7 protein-coding genes and 1 pseudogene are annotated in these 11,994 nt (G+C 59.9%); 4 read left to right on the top strand and 4 right to left on the bottom strand.

The genetic code is table 11. From position 1 onward, the window contains the following. Nucleotides 1-902: 902 nt before the first annotated feature. Nucleotides 903-1,031: a hypothetical protein gene (locus RV1423_RS30835; RefSeq protein ID WP_255344214.1), complete on the bottom strand. Its 129-nt coding sequence runs from the start codon at nt 1,029-1,031 to the stop codon at nt 903-905. On the opposite strand from RV1423_RS30835, the pseudogene RV1423_RS30940 reads away from it, so the two are divergent. The 3 genes and pseudogenes from RV1423_RS30940 to RV1423_RS16630 all read left to right on the top strand — a co-directional run. Then, nucleotides 1,005-1,397 (top strand): annotated as a pseudogene (locus RV1423_RS30940) (C2H2-type zinc finger protein); the annotation flags it as partial. The gene RV1423_RS30835 and the pseudogene RV1423_RS30940 overlap by 27 nt on opposite strands. Nucleotides 1,398-1,841: 444 nt before the next feature. Next, the gene (locus RV1423_RS30655; protein WP_231502330.1) at nt 1,842-3,923 is read left to right on the top strand and encodes a hypothetical protein; all 2,082 of its coding nucleotides are present in this window, start codon (nt 1,842-1,844) and stop codon (nt 3,921-3,923) included. Nucleotides 3,924-4,093: 170 nt separating this feature from the next. Continuing rightward, nucleotides 4,094-6,826 carry a pitrilysin family protein gene (locus RV1423_RS16630; RefSeq protein ID WP_034298695.1) on the top strand — a complete coding sequence of 911 codons (2,733 nt, stop codon included), beginning with the start codon at nt 4,094-4,096 and terminating at the stop codon, nt 6,824-6,826. A 376-nt stretch (nt 6,827-7,202) separates the two neighbouring features. On the opposite strand, the gene rpiA is transcribed toward RV1423_RS16630, so the two are convergent. From rpiA to RV1423_RS16615, 3 genes are all read right to left on the bottom strand, one after another. Beyond that, entirely contained in the window at nt 7,203-7,874 is a 672-nt protein-coding gene (gene rpiA, locus RV1423_RS16625) for a ribose-5-phosphate isomerase RpiA (RefSeq protein ID WP_034298691.1), read from the bottom strand. Between the two features lie 39 nt (nt 7,875-7,913). Further along, nucleotides 7,914-9,677: a cation:proton antiporter gene (locus RV1423_RS16620; RefSeq protein ID WP_034298689.1), complete on the bottom strand. Its 1,764-nt coding sequence runs from the start codon at nt 9,675-9,677 to the stop codon at nt 7,914-7,916. Between the two features lie 363 nt (nt 9,678-10,040). Next, a complete protein-coding gene (locus RV1423_RS16615) occupies nt 10,041-10,550 on the bottom strand; it encodes an Lrp/AsnC family transcriptional regulator (RefSeq protein ID WP_034298688.1) in 510 nt (169 codons plus the stop codon). Nucleotides 10,551-10,831: 281 nt separating this feature from the next. On the opposite strand from RV1423_RS16615, the gene RV1423_RS16610 reads away from it, so the two are divergent. After that, the gene (locus RV1423_RS16610; protein ID WP_034298686.1) at nt 10,832-11,974 is read left to right on the top strand and encodes a branched-chain amino acid ABC transporter substrate-binding protein; all 1,143 of its coding nucleotides are present in this window, start codon (nt 10,832-10,834) and stop codon (nt 11,972-11,974) included. Nucleotides 11,975-11,994 lie beyond the last annotated feature (20 nt).

Genomic DNA, 11,994 nt, shown 5'->3' with positions numbered 1-11,994 from the left:
TCAATCAGCCTTCAGGATCAGGGGTGTCGTATATCGCTCCTGACGCGCATGCCTCGTCGGATGCGCCGCCGTCCAGGGATCTGGCGGTGTTGAATCGGGTGCTGTCCAGTCCGCGCGGAGTGGGCCTGGAGTTCCTGGGAGGGGGCAATTCGCGAGGTGAAGTGGTGGGGCGCGAGGTCACGATACGCGGCGAGGTGAGCGGCAGGGAGGTGCATGTGATCCCAATGGGGGCCCCGTCGAATCCCCCCCGCCTCGTAGCGCCGCCGACTCGACCCGGACTCGGCGCGCCGCCGGCTGGACCGCAGCAGGGGCCGGACAATCCGTCAGGGTCGCGGAGGTGATGACTCTCCACCGGCGCCACGCGTATCGAATGTAGCGTGATTTTGTACAACAACCTTTTGGAATATGAGATGAAGCGGACTTCGGCGCCACAACAACATCAGCGGAACAATCGCCAATCCCCCCAGTCTGAGGATGCCGACGCTGATGTAACGGGAGAACCGGCTACCTCAGGAACGGCTGACGTGGGGGCTGCTCTCAGACGGGCAATGAACGTTCTCGATGAGACGCCCAGACCTTCCGCGTCACAGCAGCCTCACCCGGCAGGATCTTCTGGCAATGCTTCAGGTGCATTTAACCGATTTCTTGACAGCCCGGGTTTCTGGTCCGCTCAACCGGGAAGCTCCCGGGGAACGATGTCCACTGGCGCGGATCGTGAGTCCAGAGCGAGAACTCAGGCAACCTTGCCGTCGAGACCAGCAAGAAGTTCTTTCGGGACTCCGCACGCTTCGGCGGGGGCGGTCCCCTCGTCGACCGGGTCGGGGTTTCCGGCTAGAGAACAGTTTCCTAAGCCCAAACCGCCTAAGTTTTTCGCATGCGGAGCGTGCGGTGAGATATTCACCTCAAAGAGGAGCATGAATAACCATTTGCGTACTCATACGGGCGGCAAGTTCTTTTTTTGCGGACATGATGGCTGCGATAAATCGTTTACGCGAAAGGCTAGCATGCTCAGCCATCAGCAGAACACCCATCGAAAAAAATCCGCAGATCAGCCTGATCCAAAACCGCCTTCAAGGCCTGGCGCAAGCGACTTCCGTTTTCCACCCGCTCCACCTGCCGCTGCCTCTTCGACCAGACGAAGTCGGAGCGGCGCAGACTTCGATCCGTTTCTCGCACCTCCGTCACCCGGGCCGAGACGCGACAACGATTTGGATTCCATTGCGTCCGATGATTTGTTCCGGCCAGGAACGCATATGTGCAGTATTTGCAATAAGGTATTCAAGACAAGACAGACGTTGACCATACATGGGCGCGCACACACAGGCGAAAAACCCTATAAGTGCGACGTCTGTGGCAAAGCGTTTCCCCATTCAGGTAATCTGACCGTACACAAACGCACTCACACGGGCGCGAAGCCCTATGCGTGTCGAGTCGAACACTGCGACGACTCGTTTCGGGACGTGTCTGCGCGTAATCGGCATGAGCGTATTCATGCGCGCGATAAACCCTATGGCTGCCAATATTGCAATGAATCATTTGGGCATCGAGAGGCACGTAATGCCCATGAACTGAGTCACGACGAAGCAAAACGCCATACGTGCGAAGACTGCGGCATATGGTACACACGACGAGAGAGTTATCTCAAGCATAGGCGAAACCTCCATCCAAACATATCCTCAGGTCGGTCCAATCCCCCTCTCCCATCAACGTCGACGGCTCCGCCGCCCAATTTGCCTCAATTGGACCCATCGACGCCCCCTCAGCCCCCGACACCGGGGCTATCGTCGTTTGATGAATCTTTGTTTGGTTCGCCGCCGTCCGTACTTCCGCCAACGCCAGGGATGTCGTCGTTCGATTTGTCCCTGCTCAATTCATCGCCGCCCGCGCTTGACGATGAGCCCGATGAGGAAAACGCGGACAATCCGCCGCGCGGGCCTTTGGATCCGGATGTGTACGTGGTATCGGGAGACCCAAAGAGCAATCTGCGAGGGATAGAGAATTGGGGGAGCAACCGGCCGCTATTGACTGGGCAGACCGAGAACCCAGGTCAAACTGATGACTCCGCGCCGAGAGCCGCGCAATCGGATTCGGATGACGCCGAGTCCGGCATTGACGAAATGATTGATCAACTGGGCAATCTCTCTTTTTCCGGCCCCGCCCGCACCTCCAGAAATGATTCGGCATTCAGCTCCGGTTCCGGCGGCACGCGTTCTTCCCGGAATGATTCCGCATATGGTTCCGATGTCGGCGGCATGCCCGGTTTCGACGATATCCCGGAGGATGCGCCAAGGCCGGGCGGGACGACACCTCAGGCAGGGTCTTCGCCATCAAGGAGATCATCGGACGCATCCTCTGCCCCCGACACTCAGGATAACAAACGCAAGGGCGTACCAAAATGGATGAAGAGAGTGGGAAGTGCCGTCAAAAAAACATTGGGACAAGCGGGCCTGTATGAATTCCCTGAGGAAGAGGAAGATCGCAAGCGCCGGTTAGCATGGGACGACGAACGAAGAAGGCGAAGCGAAGATGAGTTTATGGACATCAAGCATCAATACGATGAACAGTGGCGACAAGCTAAAGAACGGGGTGAGCCGCCGCCACCCATGCCGGCACGGCTATCGACCGCGCTACAGTACGGCAACGAATATAGCCGTGCGCGCGCCGAAGAGCGTGCAAAAGAACAGGCGAACCAGGAACGCAGACGGCAAGAAGCCCGGCAAGCGTGGCGCAATATAGCGACTCAGATAGAACATGCTCAAGAGAAGAAGAAGGCGGAATCGAGAGCGCGTTTGGAGAGTCGGCATAGCAAGCAAAATGCCATGGCGCGCCAGCAGCATGCCGAAAAACGCGCGGCGGCGCGCGAGACGGCGCGTCGAGACCTGGCCGATTACACTACACGGTCGCACCATGATATCGAGGTTCGGAAGATCGAGAGCCGGGAGCAAGAAGCGTCCCTGCGCGAATTGATGGCGCCGCCGCCGCGCCGGCAAATCCAGAACCAGCCGCCGGCACCGGCAATCGCTGATGCCGAGTCAACGCCAACGCCTGCAATCACCAGCGCCGGATCGACGTCAACGCCAACAATCGCTGCCGCTGGATCGACGTCTCAGCCGATGACGGTAATTGAATCATCGCCCTCGCCTGGACCTACGCGGTCTGTCGCCGCTGCCGTGTCTTCATTTGCAGACAACGCATTGCCAAACTTATCACTTTCAGGCGGAGCCACATCGACTGCCCGGCTGAATGACGCATTAGGATTATTACCCGTCACAGGAAGCCAGAGAGCGTTGCGGTTCGCAGACGAACTGTCAAGGGAGGTGATCGCGACCGTGAACTCCCCCCAAGGTGCAGACCGCTTTACAGCTAATGCGTTCGGTCTCGTACCAGGTGCGCCCGCTCCGGGACCGGTCACTATCGTTGCTTACGCGGATAACCCGGACCGGATGGTCGGTGGGGGCGGCACGGCCGATATGGGCAGCGCGGTCGCGCGCCCTGCTGCCGCAGGCCGTGTGGCCGTGCAAGTGCGCATGCCGGTCAGTTCGCCTTCCGGATCCGGATCCGATTCGCAAGCGCTGCGCAGTGCTTCTGGAAGCAATCACCGGGCAATTGGAGGACCATCTGTCAATCTGCCTGTGGTCGATAGTGTGTCTGTGCATCCTCACCAAAACCTGGCGAACGTACGACTCAGGGGACTGGATGGGGCGACTGCCGATATACGGGCCAGGGGAGAAATCACGATCACGGATCAGCGTAGCGGTGCACAGTTGCGATTGAATGCGAACGAATCACGATCCAATCCTCTTGGTATTGAAGCACCTCCGAATCCTCGCAGCATTGAAGCGCCCCCGAATCCTCGCAGCATTGAAGCCCCTCCGGCCGAACCGCAGCCAGGTCCGAGCAGGCCATCGGACTCGCGGCGATGATGAACCCGCCATGACGCGCACCGCTGCCTGCCTGTCGTTCACCGTGGCAGGCCGGAGCGACATTCCGTAGAATACGCTTCAGCCATTGCGCCGCCCGCCACGCCGGCGCAGATTTTTCTGCGCTTGTTCCGGCATTTGCATCCCCGATCCGATCACTCTCATAGACAAACATGCCCCTGGTCCGCCCCGCCTCTTTTGCTCGCCTGCTCCTCTCCTTAATCCTGACCGTCCACGTCGGCGCAGCATTGGCGGATACGCCGCCGATGCTGCCTGCCGGCGTCAACCAGGGTCCGTCCGCCGAAGGCATCACGGAATACCGTTTCGACAACGGTTTCAAGCTGCTACTGATGCCCGACGCCAGCAAGCCGACCGTGACCGTCAACATGACTTATCTGGTCGGCTCGCGCCAGGAAAACTACGGCGAAACCGGCATGGCGCATCTGCTTGAGCATCTGATGTTCAAGGGCACGCCGCAGCATGGCGCGATCCCGCAGGAGTTCAGCAAGCGCGGCATGAGCTTCAACGGCACCACTTCGCTGGACCGCACCAATTATTTCGAGTTCTTCCCTGCCGGCGACGACAACCTGCAATGGGCCATCTCGATGGAGGCCGATCGCATGCGCAATTCCTTCATCGCGCAGAAGGACCTCGACAGTGAAATGACGGTGGTGCGCAATGAATTTGAAAGCGGCGAAAACTCGCCCGCTTCGGTGATGATGAAGCGTATGCAGAGCGTGGCCTTCGACTGGCACAACTACGGCAAGGCGACCATCGGCAACCGCAGCGACATCGAGCACGTCAGGATCGAGAACCTGCAGGCGTTCTATCGTACTTATTACCAGCCCGACAACGCCGTGCTGTTGGTGGCCGGCAAGTTCGATCCGACCAGGGTGCTGGCCTGGGTCGACCGCAGTTTCGGCAGGATGGCGAAGCCGTCGCGCACGCTGCCGTCGTTCTGGACGGTGGAGCCGACCCAGGACGGCGAACGCCAGTTCACCATCCGCCGCAGCGGCGACGTGCAACTGGTGTACGTCGGCTACAAGATTCCGGCTGGTCTGCATGACGATTCCGATGCGGTGGGCGTGGCTGCCGATATCCTCGCGGATACGCCCAACGGCCGCCTGCACAAACTGCTGGTGGAAAGCGGCAAGGCCAGCGCGGTGATGCAGTACCAGCTCGGCGGCTATGCGCCGGGACTGCAAATCATCGGCGCCGTCGTCAAGAAAGGCGAACCGCTGGAGCCGGTGCGGCAGGCGTTGATCGAGGCCATCGAATCGTTTTCCGCAACGCCGCCGACGGAGGCCGAAATGGCGCGCGTGCGCGTCGCCAACGCCAATGCCTACGAAAAGCTGTTGAGCGACCATCAGCGCATCGGGCTGGCGCTGTCCAACGTGCTGGCGCTGGGCGACTGGCGCCTGCTGTTCGCCGGGCGCGATCAGATCGACAGGATGACTTCGCAGCAAGTCGCGGCAGCGGCGGCGAAATACTTCCGCCGCGACAACCGCACGGTCGGCCTGTTCGTTCCCGAAGACCAACCGCAGCGCAGCGAGATTCCCGCCGCGCCGACGGTGGAAAGCGTGCTGCAGTCCTACCGGCCGCGCGCCGCCATCGCCACCGGCGAGGCGTTCGACGCGTCTCCCGACAATCTCGACCTGCGCACCACGCACCTGCGCGTGGGTGGACTGAAACTGGCGTTGCTGCCGAAGAAGACGCGCGGCCAGACGGTGTCGGTCCGGATCAGGTTGCAATGGGGCGATGCGCAAAGCCTGTTCGGCAAGAACACGGTGTCGGCGATGACCGGCCAGATGCTCACCCGCGGCAGCCTGTCGATGACGCGCGAACAGTTGGCGGATGAGTTTGCGCGTCTCAAGATCAGCGGCAGCGTGTACGGCTTCCAGACCACGCGCGATAACCTGGAGGCGGCCTTGCGGTTGATGGCCGATATCCTGCAGCATCCGCGTTTCGACGCCGCCGAATTCGAGCAATTGCGCAAGCAGACGCTGGTCGGCCTGGAGTCGTCGCGCAACGATCCGACTGCGCGCGCGCAAGACGCGCTGGCCAGACACTTCGATCATTATCCCGCGGGCGACTGGCGCGCCGCGCGCTCGCTGGAGCAGCGGATCGCGGAAGTACAGGCCTTGTCTCTGGATGACGTCAAGGCATTCCATCGCGATTTCTATGGCGCGTCGTCGGGCGAAGTCGCCATTGTCGGCGATTTCGATGCCGATGGCGCCGCCCGCGTCATCCAGCAGACCCTCGGCAACTGGAACAGCGCCGCGCCCTACCAGCGCGTGCTGCGCGACTATGCGGAGATTGCCCCGGCCCGTGAGTTGATCGACACGCCCGACAAGGAAAACGGCACTTACCTGGCCCGGCTCGGCCTGGACATGCGCGACGAAGATCCCGACTATGCGGCGTTGGTCGTAGCCAACTACCTGATCGGCGGCGCCAGCATGAAATCGCGTCTGGCCGATCGTGTGCGCCAGCGCGAAGGATTGTCCTACGGCATCAGCTCGTCGCTGTCGGTCAGCGCGCTCAGCAATGCCGCCCAGTTCGGCATCGGCGCCATTGCCGCACCGCAGAACCTCGACAAGGTCGACGCAGCGATCCGCGAAGAATTGCAACGTCTGGTCAGGGAAGGCTTCACGCAGGAAGAACTTGAGCGCGCCAAATCCGGCATCCGCCAGCAACGCGAGCAGGCGCGCGCGCAGGACGATACGGTCAGCAACGGCTGGGTCGACCTGCTCGATCTCGATCGCACGTATGCGTGGGCGGCGCAGCTTGACCGGCGCATTGCGGTGCTGACGCTGGATCAGGTCAACGAGGCGATGCGCAGGAGAATCGTGCCGGAGAAGATGAGCGTGGTGATTGCACGGGATGAAAGCAAGGCAAAACCGCAATAGGAAACAAGCATGAAAACCGCCGACGATAGGAAAATGCCGTTCAATGAAGCGTATTTTCCCTACCGTCGTCCCGGCGCACGCCGGGAGCCAGTGTCGTGACGACGTCCGGTACGACACTGGGTCCTGACTTTCGTCAGGACGACGGTTGCGGTGGATTGACGATGCGGCAATGCCGTTCAGCGAAGCCCCTTTTCCCCGCCGTCGTCCCGGCGCACGCCGAGACCCAGTGTCGTAAAGACATCCGATAACGACACTGGCTCCTGACTTTCGTCAGGACGACGGTTGTGACGGGCTGACTATGCGGTAAGGAATTTTTTAAACTCAACTGAACGTCATTGCCCGATGACGGTCGTTTTTCTAGTCTGCGACCACGTCATCAAAACTCCAGCTTCTTCACGCCGTCAGGCGTTCCCAGCAGGCAGACATCTGCGCCCTGACGGGCAAACAAACCCACCGTCACCACGCCGACGATATTGTTGATCGTCGCTTCGGTCTCGGCCGGTTCCGTGATGCTCAGGCCTACCGCATCGAGGATGTTGCAGCCGTTGTCGGTCACGAGCGGCTTGCCGTCCTTCATGCGCAGCCTGGCTTCGCAGCCGAGCGCCGACAGTTTGCGCGCCACGACGCTGACCGCCATCGGGATCACTTCCACCGGCAGCGGAAACTTGCCCAGCACGTCGACCAGTTTGGAACCGTCGGCAATGCAGACGAATTTCCGCGCGACCGAGGCGACGATCTTCTCGCGCGTCAACGCCGCGCCGCCGCCCTTGATCATGGCGCCCCTGGCGTTGATCTCGTCGGCGCCGTCGATGTAAACAGGCATGGTTTCCACGTCGTTCAGGTCGAACACCTTGATGCCGTGCCCGCGCAGGCGTTGGGCGGTCGCTTCCGACGAGGCGACCGCGCCCTTGATGCGATCCTTGATCTTCGCCAGTTCGTCGATGAAGAAGTTGGCGGTTGAGCCGGTGCCGACGCCGATGATTTCGCCGTCGACCACATAGTCGATGGCGGCGCGCGCTACTGCTTGTTTAAGTTCGTCTTGAGTCATGGCAGATGAAAAGAAGGTTACAGCGAATCCGCTGCGAATTTAATGCGAATCTTCCGGCGGTTCGTCGAGAGTTTCGAACAGGGCGATCTGCAGCCGGGAGTGCAGCTTGACCAGCCTGCTCCACAACAGCCACAGCAGCCCGGCCGCGCCCAGCAGGACCACAGCCAGCAAGTTGAGCGGCGGCAAGATGCTGGCGCTCAGCACGAAGATCAGCAACATGATACCGACAATCGTCATCACCGGAATGACTTCGGAAATGACGCGCCGCACGCTCGATGTGTACGCCCCGGCGAATTCCGGCCTGACCCCGACTTCGGCCAGCAGCATGGCCAGCGCCTGCAGCTTGCGGTAGGTCGCGATCAGGAAAGGCAGGGATAATACCAGAGCGCAGCCCCAGATCACGGCTTTGCGCACCTGCTCGTCGTCGATCCAGGCGGATAGCCAGCCGCCGAGACTGTCGACGAAGAATGCGCCGCACAGGAAAATCGCCACCACCAGCGCGATGTTGACCAGCACCTGGAACAGGATGCGGCGGATGATCTTGCTGATTTCCGCCTTCTCGCCCTGCGGCTGCAGGCTTTCCAGCCAGTTGGAGTACATGCCGAGGATGTCGGAGATTCTCTTCGGCACCAGGTCCACCGCCCTGGCCGACAGGGGGTCGGCCGCCTTGATCAGGTAGGGTGTAAGCAGCGCGGTCACCGCCGACACCGCCACCACGATCGGATACAGGAAGTCGCTGGTGACCTTGAGGCTCACGCCGAGCGCGGCGATGATGAACGAGAACTCGCCGATCTGCGCCAGCCCCATGCCCACGCGCATCGGTGTGCGGCCGCCGTGGCCGGCGAGGAAGGTGCCGATGCCGCAACTGAACAACTTGCCGAACACCACCGCCAACGTGATCACCATGATGGGTAGCCAGTATTTGGCGAGCACGTTGGGGTCAAACAGCAAGCCGATGGCGACGAAGAAGATGGCGCTGAACATGTCCCGGATCGATTCGATCAGGCGTTCGATGCGATGGATCTGGCGCGACTCTGCCATCACCGCGCCGACCAGGAAGGCGCCGAGGGCGACGCTGTATTCAAGCTTCATGACCAGCAGGCAGAAGCCGAACAGGATGCCGAGCACGGTCACCAGCAGCATCTCGTTGCTCTTGAAGCGCGCCACGTAGTTGAGCAGACGCGGCACGATCAGGATGCCGACCACCAGCGAGACCACCATGAAGAGCAGCAGTTTGCCGACGGTGTTGAGTACTTCGCCGGAATCGACCGAACCGCTGGTGGCAACGCCCGACAGCAAGGCGATCATGCCAATGGCGAGGATGTCCTCGACGATCAGGATGCCGAAGATGATCTGGGCGAACTTTTCCTGCTTCATGCCCAGTTCGTTGAGCGCCTTGACGATGATGGTGGTGGACGAGACGGCCAGCATGGCGCCGAGGAATACCGCGTCCATGGTCTTCCAGCCGAAATAGATGCCGATTTCGTAGCCGATCCAGATCATCAGGACGATTTCGGCGACCGCGGCGACCACGGCGGTGGCGCCGACCTTGGCGAGCTTTTTGAGGCTGAATTCCAGCCCCAGCGAAAACAGCAGGAAGATCACGCCCAGCTCTGACAGGATGTGGACGGTCTTGTCGTCCTGAATCAGGTTGAACGGCGGCGTATGCGGCCCGATGATGACGCCGGCCACGATGTAGCCGAGCACCACCGGCTGTTTGAAGCGGTTGAACACGACGGTGACGACGCCGGCGATGAGCATGATGACGGCAAGGTCCTGGATAAACAGTTCAACAGCATGCATGCCTTATATTCCCCTTGGCTGGCGTGCCGACGGGCGGCACGGTTGACGATGACTGGCAAGCCTGCGGCAAATGCCCCGGGGCCGGCCCTGGCTGGACGCACGGCGCCGGCCGTCTGCGCGGCAATGCTCCGGTACGAAGAATGGAAGGACGCGACGACTGGATTTGGTGCAAGGACTAAAGTTGCTGCACCGTATCGTCGCTGGCAGGCGCAAAGTTAGCACAGACGGCAAGGCATCTGCAAATTTTATGATCTTGGGGATAGCCAATACCGACGCGGGCGGCGAATGCTCGGCAGAATCGGAACGAAGGCAAATGTCGGCGCAGGCACAGAAAGTGCTAATAGACTTTCTCGTTGCTGCGCCCTACTCCGGCACACGCACTTGCACCTCGGCAGCCTTTTCGTCAAACGCGATCCGTGTGGCGAACTTGGCGCGCTTCATCGGGAAACGCGACTGGAAGTGGCGGACATTGCCGGAGCCGGAAATGACGCGGCGCACGAATTGATAATACGCATCCATATCGATCACATGCACGGCCAGAAAATAATCATATTCGCCCGACACGAAATAGCATTGCATCACTTCGGCTTCCTTGGCCATGCGTTGTTCGAACTCCTGCATGTGCTCGTCGGACTGGTTGTTGAGCGAGATTTCAAGGAAAGCCAGCATGCCGTAACCCAGCGCAAAGGGGTCGACCATCGCCACTTCGGCGTTGATGATGCCGGCGTCTCGCAGCTCACGGATACGGCGCAGGCAGGTCGGTTGCGAGATATGCAATTTCTCCGCCAGGATACGAGTCGGAATCTGATTGTCCTTTTGGAGCAAGTTCAGAAGCTTGCGATCAACCTTGTCAAGCGTATGGTATTTGGGCATAAAAACGAAAGTTCAATTTTTTTTGATCAAGCCGTTAAAAAGTCTTTGCAAGCTGTTTCTTATGTTGTACCGTCTGCATTATTCGGAACCCGACGTTGAATAGTACAGTGTGTTTTATGTCTGCGAAACGTCTCTGAATAAGCAAAAAAATAGACTGTTGCAAAATCGGGATAACCGGCCGCTTCGAAACAGCATCATGGAAGATGCGAGCCGACTTGGTTTTCAGCGGTCGAGTGTTAGTTCGGGTAAGCGTAGTTTATTTCAATCTACAGAGGGAATTTATGAAACTCAAGAGCACAATCATTCCATTAACTGGCGCAATCGCACTGGCTTTCGCCGGCGCAGCTTATTCGCAGGAAGTCGTCAAGATCGCTCACGTCGGCCCTCTCTCCGGCCCCAATGCTCACATGGGCAAGGACAATGAAAACGGCGCCCGCATGGCGATCGACGAATTGAACGCCAAGGGTTTCACCATCGGCGGCAAGAAAGTCAAATTCGAACTGATCGGTGAAGACGATGCTTCCGATCCGAAACAGGCAACTGCCGTTGCGACCAAGCTGGTCGACCAGAAGGTCGCTGCGGTCATCGGCCACCTGAATTCCGGCACGACGATCCCTGCTTCCAAGATCTATAACGACGCCGGCATTCCGCAAGTGTCGCCGTCGGCCACCAATCCGAAGTATACCCAACAAGGCTTCAAGACTGCCTTCCGCGTGGTCGCCAACGATGCGCAATTGGGCGCTGTGCTGGGTAAATACGCTGTAAAGACGCTGAAGACCAAGAACATCGCCGTGATCGACGACCGTACCGCATACGGCCAGGGCGTTGCTGAAGAATTCGCCAAGGGCGCACAAGGCGCAGGCGCCACCATCGTCGGCAAGCAATTCACCAACGACAAGGCGACCGACTTCAACGCCATCCTGACATCGATCAAGTCCAAGAATCCTGAAGTCGTGTTCTTCGGCGGCATGGACGCGGTCGGCGGCCCGATGCTGCGTCAGATGAAACAGCTCGGCATCAATGCCAAGTTCATGGGCGGCGACGGCATCTGCACCGGCTCCCTGCCGGGTCTGGCCGGCGACGGCCTGATCGACGATCAGGTGGTCTGTGCTGAAGCAGGCGGTGTGGACGAGTCCGGCAAGAAAGGCATGGACGACTTCCGCGCAGCCTACAAGAAGAAGTTCGGCATCGATGTGGTCTACAACGCTGCTTACGCTTATGATGCAACGATGACTGTCGCCGATGCGATGAAGAAGGCAAACTCGGCCGATCCGGCCAAGTATCTGCCTGAACTGGCCAAGATCAGCCACAAGGGCGTGACCGGCACCATCGCTTTCGACGCCAAGGGCGACATCAAGAACGGTTCGCTGACCCTGTACACCTACAAGAAGGGTGAACGCACCCTGCTGGCCGTGGTCAAGTAAGCTGTCCTGACGCAGTCCGA

Source organism: Herbaspirillum sp. RV1423 (assembly GCF_000577615.1).
Taxonomy (GTDB): domain Bacteria; phylum Pseudomonadota; class Gammaproteobacteria; order Burkholderiales; family Burkholderiaceae_D; genus Herbaspirillum.
This window is presented reverse-complemented; position numbering and strand designations above follow the sequence as displayed.

Bases quoted from the DNA above. Each gene is read 5' to 3' on its own strand.
- RV1423_RS30835 (WP_255344214.1), bottom strand. From the start codon at position 1,031: ATGGGTGTTCTGCTGATGGCTGAGCATGCTAGCCTTTCGCGTAAACGA.
- RV1423_RS30655 (WP_231502330.1), top strand. From the start codon at position 1,842: ATGTCGTCGTTCGATTTGTCCCTGCTCAATTCATCGCCGCCCGCGCTT.
- RV1423_RS16630 (WP_034298695.1), top strand. From the start codon at position 4,094: ATGCCCCTGGTCCGCCCCGCCTCTTTTGCTCGCCTGCTCCTCTCCTTA.
- rpiA (WP_034298691.1), bottom strand. From the start codon at position 7,874: ATGACTCAAGACGAACTTAAACAAGCAGTAGCGCGCGCCGCCATCGAC.
- RV1423_RS16620 (WP_034298689.1), bottom strand. From the start codon at position 9,677: ATGCATGCTGTTGAACTGTTTATCCAGGACCTTGCCGTCATCATGCTC.
- RV1423_RS16615 (WP_034298688.1), bottom strand. From the start codon at position 10,550: ATGCCCAAATACCATACGCTTGACAAGGTTGATCGCAAGCTTCTGAAC.
- RV1423_RS16610 (WP_034298686.1), top strand. From the start codon at position 10,832: ATGAAACTCAAGAGCACAATCATTCCATTAACTGGCGCAATCGCACTG.